The following is a 17,713-nucleotide window of genomic DNA, read 5'->3' as shown; positions in this document are numbered from 1 at the left end:
GTGCAGCTCAGCCGTCAATCGAGCCGGATGCTCGGGCTGCTCTACTCGCGGCCTCGCGGCTGCCCGAGCTGCTTTACTCGCGGCCTCGCGGCTGCCCGAGCTGCTCTACTCGCGGCGGGAGTTGTGACCCCCTGCGGCGGGGAAATGTGCTCGCGGCGGGGGTTACGACTCCCTCCGCGGGTTTACGACTCCCTCCGCGACGTGGGGGAGCATTGCGAGACTCCCTCCGCGGGGTCACGACTCCCGCCGCGACACGCGGGAGCACAGCGGGACTCCCCCCGCGAGCGACGAAGCACGTGCCTGGTTCCCCCGCTAACCCTCCGGGGCCTCCGCGACCGTGATCGGCATGGACTTCGTCACCGCCAGGAGCTCGATGCCGCCCTCGTGCAGCAGCGGCACGAGTTCCGAGCCATCCGAGGCGATCACCTCCGCGGAACGCTTGAGGAAGATCGTCGCCATGCTGATCCGGGTGAGGAACTCACGGCCGACGCAGCGGATCACCACGAGCCCCTCGGCGCGCGGGGGAGTCTCGACGGGGGACGCCGACGAGGGGATGCCGGCCCGCCGCGGGACCGGGGGCCGTCCCCTCAGGCGGGCGAGGACATCCACGACGCCACGACCTCGTAGGCGGGAGTGCTCCGGACCGGTATCGTCATGTCGTTCTCCTCGAGGCCGCAATGCTAGAGATGCTCACAGATTAGGCACGACGGGGTTGCCGGGAACAGACGCTCCGAGTAAACATCGTGTTAACTCGCCGGGCGGCATAGCATCGGGCCGTGACCGAACAACTCGAACCCACCACCCAGCGGCGCATCGGAGTCATGTTGCCGCGCGACATCGCGCCCCGGGACTTCGTTCAATTCGCCCGCGCCGCCGACGATGCGGGGTTCGACGATCTCTGGGTGGTCGAGGACTGCTTCTACCGCGGCGGGTTCAGCCAGGCGGCCGTGGCGCTCGCCGCCACGACGCGCATCCACGTGGGGATCGGCATCCTGCCGGCTGCCGTGCGCAACGCGTCGTTCACAGCGATCGAGTCGGCGACCCTCGCCGAGCTCTTCCCCGGGCGGGTCTCGGTCGGCATCGGGCACGGCATGCCGGTGTGGATGAGGCAGGTCGGCGCGTGGCCCGCGAGCATCCTCAACCTGCTCGCCGAGCACCTCGACGTGACCAGGGCGCTGCTGCGCGGCGAGAGCGTGATGGTGGCCGGACACTACGTTGACGCGGATGACGTGGAGTTGAACGCGAGACTCGAACGGGTTCCGCCCGTGCTCGCCGGGGTGCGCGGGGTGAAGTCCCTCGCCGTGTCCGGACGGCACGCCGACGGCACGATCCTCGCCGAGCCGGTGACGCCCGAATACCTGGCCGCAGCGCTGGCGGCAATCGGCGTCGGCAGGGAGGCACCGGATGGCCGGGGCTTCGTCGAGCTGGAGAACGTGCCGGCGGGGCACCAGGTGGTGGCCTACAACGTGGCGGCGGTGCGCGACGATGCCGGCTCCGCGCGGCTCCTGGCCCGACCCGCCCTCGAGTGGATCGGCGAACCGGACTGGCTCCCGCACATCGTGCCGTTGCCGTTCGCCGACGAATTCTTCGCCCTGAGGGCGGCGAGCGGCTCGCGCGCGGAGTTCGCGGCGGCGATGCCGGACGAGTGGATCGACCAGCTTGCGATCGTCGGAACCCCCGAATCCGCCCGCCGCCGCATCGACGAACTGCACGAGGCGGGGGCCACGAGCGTCGTGCTCATCCCAGCGGGCGGCGACCCGATCGTCGAGTTGGGGTCGCTGGCGCGGCTGCTCCAGGTCAGGGCTCGTCGGCCCTGATCTCGTCGAACCACCGGGCGACGCCGTTGGCGCTGTGCGCGTGTCGGAGGGCGTCGACGGCGGCCGTGCTGCTGTCGGCGGCCCGCCGGAGTGAGCGTTCGGCGTCGACCCATGCCGGGTTGTCCGGGTCGTCGCCGCCGTCGCCGGCGTGGTGAACCCCCTCGACGACCTGGCCGTGCCAAGCCGCGAGCCGCTCGTAGGCCAGGGTGAGCGACTCCTGCACCCGGGCGAGGTCGCCCAGGATGGCGTAGGAGTCAGAGGGCCGCGGAATCTGCGCCACGGAATCCGCGACGTCGCTGGCGGCCGCCAGAAGAGCCTCGGTGATGAGCAGCTGACTCGATTTCTCGCTCGTGGTCACGGTAATCCTCACTCTCGATCGCCGGCCGGAATCGGTCGAGCCGACCCCTCCATCGAAGGACACACGGCACTCGCCGAATAGAGCCGAAAGCCCCAAGCCGGGCGGCGGGCCCGGAGTAGCGTGGCGGCCAACGAGGTGCCCAACGAGGTGGGAGAAGAGATGGACGAGCGTTACGTGGTGCGTTTCGACGAGATCGGGATGGCGGACATCCCCCAGGTCGGAGGCAAGAACGCCTCCCTGGGGGAGATGGTGCGCACCCTGGGGAGCGAGGGAGTGCGGGTGCCTGACGGGTTCGCCACGACCTCCGCCGCGTACCGGGCCTTTGTGCGGTCCAACGGTCTCGAGCCGGCCATCCGCGCGGCTCTCGACCGCTACCATTCCGGGGACGCGACCCTGCGCGTGACGGGCGAGGCGATTCGCGAACTCTTCCTGGCCGGCGAGTTTCCCGACCAGATCGCGGAGACCATCCGAACGTTCTATGCCGCGCTCTCGAAGGGCGCCGGCGGCGGGCCGCTGTCGGTAGCGGTACGAAGCAGCGCCACCGCCGAAGACCTGCCGGATGCGAGCTTCGCCGGCCAACAGGAGACCTTCCTCAACGTGTCCGGCGAACGAGAGTTGCTCGACGCGTGCCGGCGCTGCTACGCCTCGCTCTTCACCGACCGGGCGATCAGCTACCGAGAGGTCAAGGAGTTCGACCACCTGGATGTCGCTCTCTCGATCGGCGTCCAGCGCATGGTGCGTTCGGATGTCGGCGGTTCCGGGGTGATGTTCTCGATCGACACCGAGACGGGATTTCCGGGGGCCGCCGTGATCAGCGCCACCTGGGGACTCGGCGAGACCGTGGTGCAGGGGACGGTCAACCCCGACAAGTACCTCGTCTTCAAACCGCTCCTCGACGACCCGACCTGCTCTCCGATCATCGAGAAGACCATGGGCCCCAAGGAACGCAAGATGATCTACGCCGAGGGAGGCAGCGCGCGCACCCGCATGGTGGACACGAAGGTGCGCGAGCGGGAGTCGTTCGTGCTGAAGGACGAGGAGATCGTGCAGCTCGGCCGCTGGGCGGCCCTCGTCGAGGCACACTACGGGCACCCCATGGACATGGAGTGGGCCAAGGACGGCGTCACCGGCGAGCTCTTCATGGTGCAGGCCCGCCCGGAGACCGTGCAGTCCCGCAAGAGCGGAACGCGGTTCACCATCCACCGTCTCACCGAGACGGGTACAGTGCTCGTCTCCGGCGCCGCGATCGGCGATTCGATCGCCTCGGCACCGGCCTGCGTGATCCGCAACCCCGCCGACATCGAGAGCTTCCAGGATGGCGCGATCCTCGTCACCGAGATGACCGATCCAGACTGGGTGCCGATCATGATGCGGGCCGCGGGAATCGTCACCGACCACGGGGGCCCAACGAGCCATGCCGCGATCATCAGCCGGGAACTCGGCGTTCCGGCCGTCGTCGGCACCGGGAATGCCACCGACGCGATCAGGAACGGGCAGACCATCACCCTCTCCTGCGCGGAGGGCGACCAGGGCCATGTCTACGACGGAACGCTCGCCTTCGAGGCCGAGGAGGTGGATCTGGGATCCCTGCCGAAGACCCGCACTGCCGTGATGGTGAACATCGCGAGTCCGGCGGCGGCGTTCCAGTGGTGGCGTCTGCCCGCCGACGGCGTCGGCCTCGCCCGGATGGAATTCATCATCAACAACCTGATCGCCGTGCACCCGATGGCGCTCGTTCACCCCGAGCGGGTGACCGACGAGAACGACCGGCGCCGGATCGCCGAACTCACCCGCGGCTACCGCGACCCGAAGGAATACTTCGTTCAGTCCCTCGCCCTCGGCATCGCCAAGCTGACCGCGCCGTACTACCCGAACCCGGTGATCGTTCGGCTCAGCGACTTCAAGACCAACGAGTATGCGCACCTCGTCGGTGGTTCGGCGTTCGAGCACCTGGAGGAGAACCCCATGCTCGGATTCCGAGGTGCTTCGCGCTACTACGACGAACGCTACCGCGAGGGTTTCGCCCTCGAGTGCCAGGCCCTCAAGAGGGTGCGTGAGCACATCGGATTCACCAATGTGATCGTGATGGTGCCCTTCTGCCGAACCCCGGCCGAGGCGGATCGGGTGCTCGCCGTGATGGCCGAGAACGGCCTGGTGCGTGGAGAGAACGGGTTGCAGGTCTACATGATGTGCGAGATCCCCTCCAACGTGATCCTCGGCGAGGTGTTCGCCGCCATGTTCGACGGCTTCTCGATCGGGTCCAACGACCTCACCCAGCTCGTGCTCGGCGTCGACCGCGACTCCGAGGAACTCGCCGCGCTCTTCGACGAGCGCGACGAGGCCGTCGAGCGGATGATCAGCGAGGCGATCCACAAGGCGCACGCGGCCGGGATCAAGATCGGCATCTGCGGGCAGGCACCCAGCAACTACCCGGACTTCGCCGCCTTCCTGGTGAGCGAGGGAATCGACTCCATCTCGCTCAATCCGGACAGTTTCCTCAAGACCGTCGGTCGCATCGCCGAGGCCGAGAAGCGAGTCGAGGCCGTGCGGCCCGTCGTGCCGGCGCGGGTGTGATCGCGTCGCGGTGAGCGTGCCGTCCTGAGAGCCGGGGAGTGACGATGGAGCAGACGATCCGCCGGATGCGCGAGAACAGCGCTCGAGCGCGCTCGCTCATGGCGCGAAGCCGCCGGGAACACTTCGCGGTCGGCGCGTTCAACATCGACAACCAGGAGACGCTCATCGCCGTGGCGCACGCCGCGCAGAAGCTCGCCTCACCGGTTCTGGTGGAGGCGAGCGACGGCGAGGTGGCCTCGATGGGGCTGGCGAACATCCGTGACCTCGTGGACAACTACCGGGACGAGTACGGCATCGAGATGTATCTCAACCTGGACCACTGTCCGACCGTGGCCGGCTGCAAGCGGGCCATCGACGCGGGCTACGAGTTCATTCACCTGGACATCTCACAGGCCGACCACGACGCCTCGCTCGACGAGATCATCGAGGGCACGAGGGAGGTCGTGGTGTACGCGCTCTTCACCGGGGCTCAGGTCGAGAGCGAGCCGCACTACTTCGCCGGGTCGAGCACGGTGCACTCCGAAGACTTCGACTACGAGGAGATCAAGAAGACGTTCAGCACCCCGCAGACGGCGCGTTCGTTCGTCGACGCGACCGGCATCGACACCTTCGCCGCGGCGGTCGGTAACCTCCATGGACGGTACCCCGCGCCGAAGATCCTCGACCTGGAACTGCTCGCCGGCATCCGCGAGGCCATCGACTGCCAGATCAGCCTGCACGGCGGAAGTGGCACGCCGCTGCACTATTTCGAGGAGGCGGCGCGCATCGGGGTGAGCAAGGTCAATGTGAACAGCGACCTGCGGTTCGCCTTTCGCACGACACTCGAGCGGGTGCTCGCCGAGAACCCCTCGGAGTATTCGGTGCCGAGGCTCATGCCGGTCGTCTGCGACGCCGTGCAGGCGGTGGTGGAGGAGAAGATCGTGGCCCTCGGCAGCGCTGGTAAGGCCGTTCGCTGAGTCGAGCGCCGGGCGGATCAGCCGAGAGAATGCTGCCGCCGGTAGCGCGCCGGTGGGCTCGCGCGAACCCGGGCGAAGATCCGTTCGACTGGCGAATCGATGAGCGGTACACGCCGGAGACGGGGGAGGATGACGAGGCCGAGCTGCGCATCGCCCACCTCATCCACAGCCCCGGCTCGTATTGCAGCGCCGGAAGCGTGGCATGAAGTCACACTCGTCACACTCGTCACTCCAGTAACACTGGTACCACCCGTCTAACCCCGTAATGGGGCAAGAATTGCTCAGTATCGTCTGGTAATTTTCTAAACAGATGACGGGGATTACCTCATCTTCTCCTGGTCGCCGAGCGGAAACGCGGGGGCGTTGAATCGCACGGCGGGTCCAGGCGTGTCTCAATTCGGGAAAATAGAGACCGACTCGATCGCCGCCGCTCCATCGGAGCGGCGGCGATCTACGGTTAAGCGCCGGGCGCGCCGATGACGGGACAAGCGGCGTGGGACGGCTGCTGCGGGGGTGTTACGCGACGAGCCTGCGGTGCGCGCGCTCGGCTTCGGCTTCCGTCTCGGCGGTCGCGGCGGCGGCTCGGTCGCTCGTGCGAGCCTCGGCGAACTCGGCGACCCAGGCCACCTGGGACGGCTCGGCGACCCAGACGACACGCTCGACGCTCCCGGTGACGGGCGCGGGATTCTCGTTCGAGAATGCGGGCTCGCCCGTGCTCTGTTCGACGTCAGCGGAGACGGTGGAGGCCACGGAAGGAGAAACGGCGGGGGCCACGTAGTAGGAGCCCAGGACCGGCGCGCTATCGGCCAGCTCCGCCGACTGCGGTGCGATCTGGGCGGCGACGTCCCTGGCGATCCGTTCGGCGACCGTCTCGCCGAAGAACGCGTCCGTGTCGCCCGCCTTGCGAAAGTCGATGCTCCACATTCCGCCGACGCCGATGGCCGCGAGCACGCGTTCGCGCACGAGATCGAAGACGAGCTCCTGGAGCTCTTCGTTATCGGCGGGACTCACGCTGCTGTTGGACCTGACTGTCTGGGACATGCTTCTCGAACCTTCCACCACGAGGGACGATGGTGTGCTCATTATCACCGACCATCGCGCCTGCGCCCCTGATGACACGCCAGACAACGACGGCGGGGCCCGAAAGTGCTCCGAGCCCCGCCGTGGTGGTGTTGGTCTATTTCGTGCCGAAGACCTCGGTCTCCATGGCGTCGTAGCCCTCCTCCTGCGGGTCACCGTGCAGGCCGCCGCTCAACGCGTACTCCTCCTCCGGCGAGAGCACGAGTTGCTGGCGCCCGAAGAGCGCGAAGAGGCCGAGCATCACGACGTAGACGACCGCGATGGCCGCGATGGCGGGAAGGAACGGTGGGTTGAGCAGGAAGCCGACGAAGGTCGCCGCGGCGATCACGCCGGCGACCACCGCACCCGCCACCCCGACCGGGCTCCGGTATGGCCGGTGCGCCTTGGGGAACTTGCGGCGCAGCACCACGAACGAGATCATCTGCAGCAGGTAGGAGAGCACGGCGCCCCAGACCGCGATGTTGAGTACGATCGCTCCGCCGGATCCGGTGGCTCCGCCGGTGAGGTCCACGACGATCATGGCGATGAAGCCGATGACCGCGCCGACGATGAGGGCGAGCCATGGCGTCTGGCGCGCGCCGGTGAGGGAGAGCACCTTGGGGTAATAGCCCGCGCGAGAGAGCGAATACATGTTTCGACCGTAGGCGAACATGATCCCCTGCAGCGAGGCGAGCAGGCCGATGAGGGCGAAGGCCGACAGGATCGCCGCCAGGCCGTCGGGGAGGATCGCGCGGAAGCCGTCGAGCAGCGGCTCGCCGGATGCTGAGAGCTTCGTCGACCCGTTGACACCCGGGTTGAGCAGCAGCACAACCGCACCGCAGATCACCAGGGTGATCATGCCCACGATGCCGGCCTTCGGGATGTCCTTGGCCGGATTGTGCGCCTCCTCGGCCGCCAGCGGCAGCTCTTCGATTCCCAGGAAGAACCACATCGCGAACGGCAACACGAGCAGGATCGGGAAGGCCCCGTGCGGCAGGAACGCGCTCTGACCGGCATCCGGCTTCACATCGAAGAGGTGCTCGACGCTGAAGGCGCCTGATACGAGAGCGGCGACGGTGAACACGGCGAGGATCGCGATCGAGAGGATCGAGACCACGACGGCGAACTTGAAGGAGATCGACGCGCCCGCGGTGTTCAGGGCGATGAAGACGATGTAGAGGATGATCCACCACACCCAGGTCGGCAGTTGGAGGCCGAACGTGGCGGTGATCCCGTTCGCGTAGCCGGCCGAGAAGTAGACGATCACGGCCGTCGTCGCGACGTATTCGATCGTCTCGGCGAGTCCGGTGACGAAGCCTCCCCACGGGCCCATCGCGGCCCGGGCGAAGGAATAGGCCCCGCCCGTGTGCGGCATCGCCGCCGACATCTCTCCGATGCTGAACAGCATCGCGAAGTACATGATGACGACGATGATGAAGGCGATCACCATGCCGCCCCAGCCCGACGTGGCCAGTCCGAGGTTCCAGCCGGAGAAGTCACCGGAGACGACCGCGGCGATTCCGAGACCCCACAGCCCCCAGACGCCCGCCGACCGCTTGAGCGTGCGCTTCTCGAAGTAGCCAACCTCCGCCCTCGTGTACGTCACCCCGGAAACGCTCGTGTTGCCGTGATCTGTCATTCGTTTTCTCTCCCATGGGTAGAACGAGTTATTCGCGCGCTCCATTGCGCGCGAGGTGGATCAGAGTGCTCCGAGCGTACTGGCCTATTGGTACCTCTTGTCTACCTTTGGGTGTAAATATCTTGTTACGTCCCTTCACACGATTGCTCACCCGCGCGACGAAATCGCGTGGTGTAATGGTCGGCAGGACTCTCACCGACCGAGGAGAACGTGCATGACAAAACGCTCCGGAATGCTCACCACCAACGAGCTCAACGGACTCATCGACCGGCAGGAGATCGACACGGTCATCGTCGCGTTCACCGACATGCAGGGTCGACTCGTCGGCAAACGCACGTCCGCCAGGCTCTTCAAGGAAGAGATCAGCCAGCACGGTGCCGAGTGCTGCAACTATCTCCTCGCCGTCGACGTGGAGATGAACACCGTCGACGGGTACCGCATCTCCTCCTGGGAGAAGGGCTACGGCGACATGGCCATGATCCCCGACCTGTCCACACTCCGGCTGGTGCCCTGGTTGCCGGGCACCGCCCTCGTGATGGCCGACCTCACCTGGCTCGACGAGACCCCGGTCGCCCCGGCGCCGCGGGAGATCCTCAAGCGCCAGATGGCACGCCTCGCCGAGAAGGGGCTCGTGCCGTACGTGGGCACCGAGCTCGAGTTCATCGTCTTCGACAACAGCTACCGCGACGCCTGGGCCAAGGGCTACCGGGACCTCACGCCGGCGAGCGACTACAACATCGACTACGCCCTGCTCGCCTCGACGCGAATGGAGCCGCTGCTGCGCGACATCCGCGTCTCGATGGAGGGGGCTGGCATGTACTGCGAGGGGGTGAAGGGCGAGTGCAACCTCGGCCAGCAGGAGATCGCCTTCCGCTACGAGGACGCCCTCACCACCTGCGACAACCACTCGATCTACAAGAACGGGTCGAAGGAGATCGCGGACAAGCACGGCAAGGCGATCACCTTCATGGCCAAGTTCAACGAGCGCGAGGGCAACAGCTGCCACATCCACATCTCGTTCCGCGGCGTGGACGGCGACCCGGTGTTCGCCGACAAGGACGACGAGCTCGGGATGTCGAAGATGTTCCGGCACTTTCTGGCCGGCCAGCTGAAGACCATGCGTGAACTCACCCTCTTCTTCGCCCCCAACATCAACTCGTATAAGCGCTACGTCGACGGCAGCTTCGCCCCGACAGCCGTGGCGTGGGGGCTCGACAACCGCACCTGTAGCCTGCGCGTGGTGGGGCATGGCCTCGGGCTGCGCGTGGAGAACCGAGTGCCGGGTGGCGACGTCAACCAGTACCTCGCGGTCTCGGCCCTCATCGCCGGCGGACTGTACGGCATCGAGAACGAGCTCGAGCTCGAGCCGATGTTCGAGGGCAACGCGTACGGCAGCGACGCCCCGCGGGTGCCCACGACGCTTCGCGAGGCGGCCGAGCTGTTCGGCCGGTCAGAGATCGCGCGAGCCGCCTTCGGCGACGACGTCGTCGAGCACTACCTCAACAACGCGCGCATCGAGATCGCGGCCTACGACGCCGCGGTCACCGACTGGGAGAGGGTGCGCGGCTTTGAGCGGTTCTGAGAACACGGCCCATACAAACCCGACGTCGCAGGCTCCGTCGGCGCTGGCGTCGCGTGATCGCTGGCGCGATCACCATAGCTCCAGCGCGCCGGTGATCGGCCTCACCACCTACCTCGAGCAGGCGCAGACCGGCGTCTGGGACGTGCCGGCGGCCTTCCTGCCTCAGCTGTACTTCGACGCGGTCACTCGTGCCGGCGGCATCGCGGTGCTCCTGCCGCCCCAGCCGGTGTCGAAGGAGATCGCCAACCGGGTTCTCGACTCGATCGACGGGCTCATCGTGACGGGCGGTAAGGACGTCGACCCCGGTCGCTACGGCCAGGATCGGCACGCGGCGACTGACGAGCCCCGCATCGACCGCGACGCCTGGGAGGATGCGCTGCTCACCGCGGCAATCGAGCGCGGACTGCCCTTCCTCGGCATCTGCCGCGGCGCACAGATGCTCAACGTGGCGCTCGGCGGAACCCTGCACCAGCACCTGCCCGAGGTCATCGGCAGTTCGAGGTACCAGCTCGGGGGCGGCACCTTCAACCGGGTGCCGATCGAGGCGGAGCCGGGCAGCGCGGTGGCGACCCTCATCGGGGCGGAGCCCCTGCACGTGGAGGTCTACCACCACCAGGCGATCGACCGGGTGGCCGACGGACTGGTCGTGACCGCGCGAAGCGACGACGGCGTCGTGCAGGCCGTGGAGGTGAGCGGGATGCCGTTCGGAGTGGCCGTGCAGTGGCATCCCGAACAGAACCAGGACGACCTGCGGCTCTTCGCCGGGCTCGTGGATGCTGCGCGGGAGGCGAAGAAGTGACCGTCACCACGATCATCAACCCGGCGGACGAGCGTGTGCTGCAGACCGTTGAGCACTCCACGGTGGAGCGCGTCGACGAGGCGATCGGCGACGCGGTCGCCGCCCAGCGACTCTGGGCGGCGCTCGCCCCGGCCGAGCGGGCCGGGGCGCTGCGCCGCTTCGCGGCCGCGGTCGGCAACGACATCGAGACTCTCGCCCGTCTCGAGGTCGCGAACTCCGGGCATCCGATCTCCCAGGCGCGCTGGGAGGCCGGCCACGTGCGCGACGTGCTCGACTACTACGCCGCCGCGCCGGAGCGGATGATCGGCAAGACCATCCCGGTGGCCGGCGGCATCGACGTGACCTTCCTCGAACCGCTCGGCGTCGTCGGCGTCATCGTGCCGTGGAACTTTCCCATGACCATCGCGAGTTGGGGCTTCGCCCCCGCGCTCGCGGCCGGAAACGCGGTTGTGCTGAAGCCCGCCGAGTGGACCCCGCTCACCGCGATCCGGCTCGGCGAACTCGCCCGCGAGGCCGGTCTCCCGCCCGCGCTATTCCAGGTGCTGCCGGGGCGCGGCGACGTGGTCGGCGACCGGTTCGTCACCCACCCGGACGTGCGCAAGGTCGTGTTCACGGGGTCGACCGCCGTCGGAAAGCGGGTGATGGCCGGGTGTGCCGACCAGGTCAAGGCCGTGACGCTCGAGCTCGGCGGCAAGTCGGCGAACGTGGTGTTCGCGGATTCCGACCTCGAGCGGGCGGCGGCGACCGCGCCATACGCGGTGTTCGAGAACGCCGGGCAGGACTGCTGCGCCCGCAGCCGCATCCTCGTGGAGCGCAGCGTTCTCGATCGCTTCCTCGAACTGCTCGAGCCCGCGGTGAAGGGCGTGCGGGTCGGTTCGCCGACCGACGAGTCCACCGAGATGGGTCCGCTCGTCTCCGCCGCCCACCGGGAGAAGGTGCGGTCGTACGTGACCGACGAGTCCCGCGTGGCCTTCCGCGGGAGCGCGCCGGAGGGCGCAGGGTTCTGGTTTCCGCCCACGGTGCTGCTGCCGGGATCCCGCACCGATCGGGCAGTGACAGAGGAGATCTTCGGACCCGTCGTGACCGTGCTGCCCTTCGACGATGAGGCCGACGCCATCTCCCTGGCGAACGCGAGCGAGTACGGTCTCTCCGGCTCGATCTGGACCCGCGACGTGGGCCGCGCCCTCCGCGTGTCTCGCGGCATCGAGAGCGGCAACCTCTCGGTCAACTCGCACTCCTCGGTGCGGTACTCGACTCCCTTCGGCGGCTTCAAGCAGAGCGGTCTCGGGCGCGAGCTCGGGCCGGATGCCGCGGCGGCCTTCACCGAGACCAAGAACGTCTTCATCAGCACCGACTAGGAGAAATCGCCATGGCAGTTCCGAAGATCGACCTCACGCAGCGGCTCGCGGGCAAGGTCGCCGTCGTCACGGGCGGCGCGAGTGGCATCGGCCTCGCGACGGCACGCCGATTCGCGGCCGAGGGGGCGACGGTCGTGATCGGCGACTTCAACCCGGAGACCGGGGCCGCCGCGGCGGCCGAGGTGGATGGCCTCTTCGTGCAGGTGGATGTGACAGACGAGCAGCAGGTCGACCGCCTGTTCGCCCTCGCCAACGAGACCTACGGCTCGGTCGACATCGCCTTCAACAACGCCGGCATCTCGCCGCCCGACGACGACTCCATCGAGACCACGGAGCTCCCGGCCTGGCAGCGCGTGCAGGACGTCAACCTCAAGTCGGTCTACTTGTGCTGCCGGGCGGCGCTGCGCTACATGGTGGCGCAACAGTCGGGCTCCATCATCAACACCGCGTCGTTCGTCGCCGTGCTCGGTTCGGCGACGAGCCAGATCTCCTACACCGCCTCGAAGGGCGGCGTGCTCGCGATGAGTCGCGAGCTTGGCGTGCAGTTCGCGCGGCAGGGTATCCGGGTGAACGCGCTCTGCCCTGGTCCGGTGAACACTCCGCTTCTTCAGGAGCTCTTCGCGAAGGACGAGGAGCGCGCCCAGCGTCGCCTCGTGCACATTCCGAAGGGCCGCTTCGCCGAGCCGGAGGAGCTCGCCGCGGCCGTCGCCTTTCTCGCGAGCGACGACTCGTCGTTCATCACCGGCTCGACCTTCCTGGTTGACGGCGGCATCAGCGCCGCCTACGTCACCCCACTGTGATGGCGGTCGCCGTGAGCGACCCGGGGGAGGACACCGGCCGCTCGAGCGTGGCGGGGGATGCCCTGTTCCGGCCGGTCAGGGCCGGCAACGCGTTCGAGGAGACGGTGTCGCGGCTGCTGCAGACGATCCGGCTCGGAATCGTCGCGCCCGGAGAGGCCCTCCCGGCCGAGCGAGAGCTCGCCTCGCGGTTTTCCGTGAGCCGGGACACCGTGCGCGACGCGATCCGGTCGCTCGCCGACGCCGGCTACCTAGTCTCCCGCCGCGGCCGGTACGGCGGCACCTTCGTGGTCGACGAGCTGCCGGCGAGGAGCGCCGGTGCTGCGATCGAGGGGCTCGCACCTACCGCGCCGCCGACCGCCGAGCAGATCGACGACATCCTTGGCCTGCGCGAGATCCTCGAGGTGGGGGCGGCGCGGGCCGCCGCGGCTCGCTCGCTCTCCGCCGAGGAGCGGGAGGCGCTCTGGACGCGGCTCGGCGAGACGGCGGGGGCGTCCATCGCGGACTATCGTCGGCTCGACTCCCGGCTGCACCTCACGATCGGCGAGCTTGCCGGAGCGCCATCGCTCGTGCCGCTCATCGCCGACAACCGGATGCGCGTGAACGAACTGCTCGAGAACATCCCGCTGCTGCAGCCCAACATCGAACACTCCAACCAACAGCACGAGGCGATCGTGATCGCGATCCTCACCGGCGACGGCGCTCGCGCGGCGTCGGCGATGCAGGAGCACCTCGAGGGATCGGCCGCCCTGCTGCGCGGCTTTCTCGTCTAGTACTCGTCTAGAAGAGGTGGGCCGCGGCGGCGCGGGCTACCGCGTCGGCGATCGACTCGAGTGCGGGGGAGTCGAGCGACCACTGCTGCCAGTAGAGCGGCACGTCGATCGGGGTGTCGGCATCGAGCAGCAGGAGCCGACCATCCGCCAGAAGCCCGGCGCTCTGGGCGTCTGGCAGCATCGCCCAGCCGAGGCCGAGCGCCGCGGCCGTCACGAATTCGGTCGAAGCCGGGATGAAGTGCCTGGGCGGGGCGAGGACGTCGCCGCTGCGGGCGAGCAGGTAGCGGTCCTGCAGGCTGTCCGCGCGATCGAAGACCAGCATGGGGGCGACCGCGAGCGCATCGACGGTCGGGCCGTGCGGCATCCATCGAGCGGCGTATCCGGGACTCGCCACCGCGCGGTAGCGCATCCATCCCAGGCGGGACACGGTGCAGCCCTGCACGGGATCCGGCTCGGAGGTCACCGCGGCCATGACGGTCCCTGCGCGCAGCAGCGCGGCGGAGTGGTCCTGGTCGGCCAGGTAGAGGTCGAAGGAGATGCCGGTCACCTCCGCGAGGGCGGGGAGCAGCCAGGTGGCGAGGGAATCCGCGTTGATCGCCAGGGGAACGCTCGTGACGGCGGTCTCGGCCGGGTTCAAGGCCGCGGCCGTGTCGTGCTCCAGCAGCTGCACCTGCCGTGCCAGCTTCAGAACCACGAGGCCCGAGTCGGTGAGCCTCGCGGGTTTCGACCGCTGCACCAGCACCCGACCCACCTGCTGTTCGAGCGACTTGATTCGCTGGCTCACCGCGGACGGGGTCACGCGCAGGGCGCGGGCTGCCGACTCGAAGCTCCCGGTGTCGATGACGACGCTGAGCGTCCTGAGCTGGTCGAGGTGGAGATCCATATGAAGCAATGCTAATGAATCATAAGAATGTTTAGCTGGATTACCCGTGGTGGTCTTCGTAGGGTTCGAGGATGCTCTTCCTTCCCGTGCTTGCCGGGTTTGCCGCCGGCGGCTCCCTCATCGTCGTGATCGGCGCGCAAAACGCCTTCGTGCTGCGGATCGGTCTGCTCCGGCGGCACGTGCTTCCCGTCGTGGCGATCTGCGCGCTCTCCGACGCCGTGCTCATCTTCGCGGGGGTCGCGGGGGTCGGCGCCCTCGTGCGGGCGGCGCCCGTCGCCCTCGAGATCGCTCGGTGGGCCGGCGCGGCCTTCCTCATCGGCTACGCGCTGATCGCGGCGAGACGGGCTTTCCGGCCGGGTGCGCTGGAGGCGGCCATGGCACCCGAGATGTCGCTGGCGGCCGCGGCGCTCGGCTGTCTCGCGTTGACCTGGCTCAATCCGCACGTGTACCTGGACACCGTCGTGTTGCTCGGCTCGCTGGCCGCCACCCACGGCGACGGCGGACGCTGGCTGTTCGGTGGAGGAGCAGCGGCAGCCAGCGCGACCTGGTTTTCGGCGCTCGGCTTCGGCGCCCGGTTTCTCGCTCCGTTGTTCGCGAGGCCCGTGGCCTGGCGGGTGCTCGACGGAGCCATCGCCGTTCTCATGGTGACGCTGGGGGTGAGCCTGGTGGTCACCCCGTGACCGACGGCTACGGCGTGGGCGGGGGAGTCTTCGCGCGGCGCGGCACCCGAGGTGTCCGGGTGGCGGGTCTCGCGGACGGCAGGACCTCGGTCTCGTCGTTCGCGGACGTGACCGGCTGTGCGGTCGGTGTCGTTGTCGCCGGCGCCGTCGCGGCCGGCTTCGTGGAGGGCCTGGTCGCGGAGGCCGCCGGCATGACCTTGGTCGCCGTGTCGGTCGTTACGGGGCCGGTCGTCTTCGCCGGCTCGGGCGTGCTGCTCGCTGGGGGAGTCGCCGCGGCAGGCGCGGTCGCGGCCGGTGCCTTCGGCTCGGCCTGCGGCGTGGCCGGCGTGGGTGCGACCGTCGCCGGTTTGGTGGTGGAGGTGCCGGCCGCCGGGGTCTCGCCCCACGGCCCGAGGCTGGGACCGGTTGACGGACCGACCGGAGGGGTCGCCGCCGGCTTCGCTGGCTTCGGCGGTTCGTGGCGGGCCACGTAGATCTGGGCGGCGCGAGTGGCCACGAGCAGGAAGCGGACGAGGAGGAAGATCAGCCCGATCGCCACGGAGAGGAAGAGCAGCATGAAGAACGCCCACACGGCCACGCCGAGCAGCCCCGCGAAACCGAAGCCCATGTCCTGGATGTTGGGGATTAAGGGGTTGTACATGCCTACTCCTCTAGCTCGTCAGCATCACGAGACTGTTCGATTACTGTGCCAACGGCGATCGCGACGGTCGCCGCCCAGCTGATCCACATGAGGACGAGCCGCCAGTCGCGGGGGCCGCGTCTCGTGGTCTGGAGCGTGCTCCAGCCTCCGAGAATCGCGCTGATCAGAGTTCCGCTGAAAATGAACTTGCGCATGACCGCCTCCCCACCGTGGTGGGAACAACGCTACCCCGTCACTGGGAAAGCGCACACCCGGCATAGAGTTGACTGCCGAGCAGCGGCGAGCCGGTCGAAGGGGCGCGATGCGAACAGCCATCCTGGGCGCGGCACTCGTGGTGGTGGGCCTGGTCGCGCTGGCCGTGGGAATCCTCCCCGTGCCGGAAGCCCTGGCGATTGCCGACCGCGTCTGGCCGATCCTGCTCTTCGTGATCGCGATCACCGTCGTCACGGAGCTCGCGGCCGCGGCGGGCATCTTTCGAGCCGTGGCCGAGCGCACCGCCAAATGGGGAGCCGGTCGGGCCTGGCTGCTCTGGCTGCTTGTGCTCTCTCTCGCCGTGCTCAGCACGATCTTCCTCTCCCTCGACACGACCGCCGTGCTGCTCACCCCGGTCGTGGTGATCCTCGCCCGGCACGTCGGTCTTTCGCCTCTGCCGTTCGCGCTCACCACGGTGTGGATGGCCAACGTCGCGTCGCTGCTGCTCCCCGTCTCCAATCTCACCAATCTGCTCGCCGAACACGAACTTCCCGGGGTCGGCCCGCTCGAGTTCGCGGCCCTGATGGCGGCGCCCGCCGTGGTGTCGATCGTGATCCCCGCCGCCATCCTGTTCATCGTCTATCGAAAGGACCTTCTCGCGCGCTACGAGCCGAAGAAGAGCAGGGAGGCGGACGACCGCGTGCTGCTCATCGCCAGCGGCGTGATCGTGGCGGTGTTGATGCCGCTGCTCGTTTCCGGGATCCCGGTGTGGATGCCCGCTCTGGGCGCCGCGCTCGTGCTCGGTGGGTTCTTCCTCGTGCGTCGGCCCGCCGTGATCCGCTTCGGCTTGCTGCCCTGGCAGCTTGTGCTGCTCGCGGCCGGGCTCTTCCTCGTGGTGGAGGCCGCCCACTCGCTGGGGCTCGGCACCCTGCTCGCCACGATCTCCGGAGCCGGACACGGTCCGCTGAGCCTGCTGCAGCTGTCGGCGACCGGCGCGCTCGGCGCCAACGCGATCGACAACCTCCCGGCGTACCTCGCGCTCGAACCGGTCGCGGGCGACCCGGTTCGTCTCGTCGCCCTGCTCATCGGGGTGAACGTCGGCCCCCTCATCACGCCGTGGGCCTCGCTCGCCACGCTGCTCTGGCACGAGAGGCTCAAGGCGCTCGACGTGCACTTCTCCTGGGCCCGCTACTGCCTGCTCGGGCTCATCGCCGCGCCGCTCACGGTGGTGGCGGCGACTCTCGCCCTCGCGCTCGCCCACCCGGCCTGAGTCCGGCCGCGAGGGGGCGTCTTCGTGTTCGGCTGTGCTGGCCGCGCTCAGTGCGTTTCGCTGTGGCAGTGGCATGAGTTTCACTGCCGCATGGGTTTCATTGCCGCATGGTGCGTGCCTCCGGTCGCGGTGGCAGTGTGGGCAGGGGTGGTTTCCCGCCGCGTCGTGGTCGCCTGTGGGGGTCGATGGTTGCGGGTGGGGTGAACCAGGGGATGTTGTCGGTGACGTGGATGCCCCAGCCGTTGCGGTGGATGGTGTGGTGGTGGGCGGTGCAGAGCAGGATCCCGTTGGCGAGGTTCGTTTCTGGTTGGTGGGACCACCAGCGGATGTGGTGGG

18 protein-coding genes and 1 pseudogene are annotated in these 17,713 nt (G+C 68.4%); 11 read left to right on the top strand and 8 right to left on the bottom strand.

Features of this window, described 5'->3' with window-relative positions; genetic code table 11:
- Nucleotides 1-312: 312 nt before the first annotated feature.
- Nucleotides 313-609, bottom strand: coding sequence for a hypothetical protein (locus FVP33_RS16130; protein WP_147784720.1), 297 nt, complete (start codon nt 607-609; stop codon nt 313-315).
- Nucleotides 610-776: 167 nt separating this feature from the next.
- On the opposite strand from FVP33_RS16130, the gene FVP33_RS16125 reads away from it, so the two are divergent.
- Complete coding sequence (locus FVP33_RS16125; RefSeq protein ID WP_246142382.1) at nt 777-1,817, top strand: LLM class flavin-dependent oxidoreductase; 1,041 nt, start codon at nt 777-779, stop codon at nt 1,815-1,817.
- Here the strand turns inward: FVP33_RS16125 and FVP33_RS16120 are convergent.
- The gene (locus FVP33_RS16120; RefSeq protein WP_147784719.1) at nt 1,798-2,175 is read right to left on the bottom strand and encodes a hypothetical protein; all 378 of its coding nucleotides are present in this window, start codon (nt 2,173-2,175) and stop codon (nt 1,798-1,800) included. The genes FVP33_RS16125 and FVP33_RS16120 overlap by 20 nt on opposite strands.
- Before the next feature lie 159 nt (nt 2,176-2,334).
- Here FVP33_RS16120 and ppsA point away from each other — a divergent pair, with 159 nt between their 5' ends.
- The 3 genes from ppsA to FVP33_RS19600 are packed head-to-tail and all read left to right on the top strand — an operon-like array spanning nt 2,335 to nt 5,911.
- Nucleotides 2,335-4,749 (top strand): phosphoenolpyruvate synthase, encoded by a 2,415-nt coding sequence (gene ppsA / locus FVP33_RS16115; protein WP_147784813.1) that lies wholly within the window; start codon nt 2,335-2,337, stop codon nt 4,747-4,749.
- A gap of 44 nt (nt 4,750-4,793) precedes the next feature.
- Nucleotides 4,794-5,705, top strand: coding sequence for a class II fructose-bisphosphate aldolase (locus FVP33_RS16110; protein ID WP_147784718.1), 912 nt, complete (start codon nt 4,794-4,796; stop codon nt 5,703-5,705).
- Between the two features lie 29 nt (nt 5,706-5,734).
- Nucleotides 5,735-5,911: a hypothetical protein gene (locus tag FVP33_RS19600; protein WP_187270766.1), complete on the top strand. Its 177-nt coding sequence runs from the start codon at nt 5,735-5,737 to the stop codon at nt 5,909-5,911.
- 310 nt (nt 5,912-6,221) lie between these two features.
- On the opposite strand, the gene FVP33_RS16105 is transcribed toward FVP33_RS19600, so the two are convergent.
- Entirely contained in the window at nt 6,222-6,746 is a 525-nt protein-coding gene (locus FVP33_RS16105; protein WP_147784717.1) for a hypothetical protein, read from the bottom strand.
- Nucleotides 6,747-6,882: 136 nt separating this feature from the next.
- Nucleotides 6,883-8,403 carry an amino acid permease gene (locus FVP33_RS16100; protein ID WP_147784716.1) on the bottom strand — a complete coding sequence of 507 codons (1,521 nt, stop codon included), beginning with the start codon at nt 8,401-8,403 and terminating at the stop codon, nt 6,883-6,885.
- Between the two features lie 214 nt (nt 8,404-8,617).
- Here FVP33_RS16100 and FVP33_RS16095 point away from each other — a divergent pair, with 214 nt between their 5' ends.
- The 5 genes from FVP33_RS16095 (at nt 8,618) to FVP33_RS16075 (ending at nt 13,712) form a co-directional block, all read left to right on the top strand.
- A complete protein-coding gene (locus FVP33_RS16095; RefSeq protein ID WP_147784715.1) occupies nt 8,618-9,985 on the top strand; it encodes a glutamine synthetase family protein in 1,368 nt (455 codons plus the stop codon).
- A 91-nt stretch (nt 9,986-10,076) separates the two neighbouring features.
- The gene (locus FVP33_RS16090; protein WP_147784714.1) at nt 10,077-10,784 is read left to right on the top strand and encodes a gamma-glutamyl-gamma-aminobutyrate hydrolase family protein; all 708 of its coding nucleotides are present in this window, start codon (nt 10,077-10,079) and stop codon (nt 10,782-10,784) included.
- Complete coding sequence (locus tag FVP33_RS16085) at nt 10,781-12,142, top strand: aldehyde dehydrogenase family protein (protein ID WP_147784713.1); 1,362 nt, start codon at nt 10,781-10,783, stop codon at nt 12,140-12,142. Before FVP33_RS16090 ends, FVP33_RS16085 begins: the two co-directional genes overlap by 4 nt.
- Before the next feature lie 11 nt (nt 12,143-12,153).
- On the top strand, nt 12,154-12,942 hold the full coding sequence (locus FVP33_RS16080; protein WP_187270765.1) for a 3-oxoacyl-ACP reductase: 789 nt from the start codon (nt 12,154-12,156) through the stop codon (nt 12,940-12,942).
- Between the two features lie 11 nt (nt 12,943-12,953).
- A complete protein-coding gene (locus FVP33_RS16075; RefSeq protein WP_246142381.1) occupies nt 12,954-13,712 on the top strand; it encodes a FadR/GntR family transcriptional regulator in 759 nt (252 codons plus the stop codon).
- Nucleotides 13,713-13,719: 7 nt separating this feature from the next.
- On the opposite strand, the gene FVP33_RS16070 is transcribed toward FVP33_RS16075, so the two are convergent.
- Complete coding sequence (locus FVP33_RS16070) at nt 13,720-14,595, bottom strand: LysR family transcriptional regulator ArgP (RefSeq protein ID WP_147784711.1); 876 nt, start codon at nt 14,593-14,595, stop codon at nt 13,720-13,722.
- Nucleotides 14,596-14,666: 71 nt separating this feature from the next.
- On the opposite strand from FVP33_RS16070, the gene FVP33_RS16065 reads away from it, so the two are divergent.
- A complete protein-coding gene (locus tag FVP33_RS16065) occupies nt 14,667-15,275 on the top strand; it encodes a LysE/ArgO family amino acid transporter (RefSeq protein WP_147784710.1) in 609 nt (202 codons plus the stop codon).
- Nucleotides 15,276-15,282: 7 nt separating this feature from the next.
- Here the strand turns inward: FVP33_RS16065 and FVP33_RS16060 are convergent, their stop codons facing one another.
- Complete coding sequence (locus FVP33_RS16060) at nt 15,283-15,915, bottom strand: hypothetical protein (RefSeq protein ID WP_147784709.1); 633 nt, start codon at nt 15,913-15,915, stop codon at nt 15,283-15,285.
- 2 nt (nt 15,916-15,917) lie between these two features.
- Nucleotides 15,918-16,109, bottom strand: coding sequence for a hypothetical protein (locus tag FVP33_RS16055; protein WP_147784708.1), 192 nt, complete (start codon nt 16,107-16,109; stop codon nt 15,918-15,920).
- A 107-nt stretch (nt 16,110-16,216) separates the two neighbouring features.
- On the opposite strand from FVP33_RS16055, the gene FVP33_RS16050 reads away from it, so the two are divergent.
- Nucleotides 16,217-17,377, top strand: a complete 1,161-nt coding sequence (locus tag FVP33_RS16050; protein ID WP_147784707.1) for an SLC13 family permease — start codon at nt 16,217-16,219, stop codon at nt 17,375-17,377.
- Between the two features lie 97 nt (nt 17,378-17,474).
- On the opposite strand, the pseudogene FVP33_RS19595 reads toward FVP33_RS16050, so the two are convergent.
- Nucleotides 17,475-17,713 (bottom strand): annotated as a pseudogene (locus FVP33_RS19595) (HNH endonuclease signature motif containing protein); the annotation flags it as partial.

It is taken from the genome of Lacisediminihabitans profunda (assembly GCF_008040105.1).
GTDB lineage: Bacteria > Actinomycetota > Actinomycetes > Actinomycetales > Microbacteriaceae > Lacisediminihabitans > Lacisediminihabitans profunda.
Note: the sequence above shows the minus strand (reverse complement) of the source record. Positions and strands in the feature narration are given on the sequence as shown.

Excerpts from the sequence above, each read along its gene's own strand:
- ppsA (WP_147784813.1), top strand. The coding sequence starts at position 2,335 with ATGGACGAGCGTTACGTGGTGCGTTTCGACGAGATCGGGATGGCGGAC.
- FVP33_RS16110 (WP_147784718.1), top strand. The coding sequence starts at position 4,794 with ATGGAGCAGACGATCCGCCGGATGCGCGAGAACAGCGCTCGAGCGCGC.
- FVP33_RS19600 (WP_187270766.1), top strand. The coding sequence starts at position 5,735 with ATGCTGCCGCCGGTAGCGCGCCGGTGGGCTCGCGCGAACCCGGGCGAA.
- FVP33_RS16105 (WP_147784717.1), bottom strand. The coding sequence starts at position 6,746 with ATGTCCCAGACAGTCAGGTCCAACAGCAGCGTGAGTCCCGCCGATAAC.
- FVP33_RS16100 (WP_147784716.1), bottom strand. The coding sequence starts at position 8,403 with ATGACAGATCACGGCAACACGAGCGTTTCCGGGGTGACGTACACGAGG.
- FVP33_RS16095 (WP_147784715.1), top strand. The coding sequence starts at position 8,618 with ATGACAAAACGCTCCGGAATGCTCACCACCAACGAGCTCAACGGACTC.
- FVP33_RS16080 (WP_187270765.1), top strand. The coding sequence starts at position 12,154 with ATGGCAGTTCCGAAGATCGACCTCACGCAGCGGCTCGCGGGCAAGGTC.
- FVP33_RS16070 (WP_147784711.1), bottom strand. The coding sequence starts at position 14,595 with ATGGATCTCCACCTCGACCAGCTCAGGACGCTCAGCGTCGTCATCGAC.
- FVP33_RS16065 (WP_147784710.1), top strand. The coding sequence starts at position 14,667 with ATGCTCTTCCTTCCCGTGCTTGCCGGGTTTGCCGCCGGCGGCTCCCTC.
- FVP33_RS16060 (WP_147784709.1), bottom strand. The coding sequence starts at position 15,915 with ATGTACAACCCCTTAATCCCCAACATCCAGGACATGGGCTTCGGTTTC.
- FVP33_RS16055 (WP_147784708.1), bottom strand. The coding sequence starts at position 16,109 with ATGCGCAAGTTCATTTTCAGCGGAACTCTGATCAGCGCGATTCTCGGA.
- FVP33_RS16050 (WP_147784707.1), top strand. The coding sequence starts at position 16,217 with ATGCGAACAGCCATCCTGGGCGCGGCACTCGTGGTGGTGGGCCTGGTC.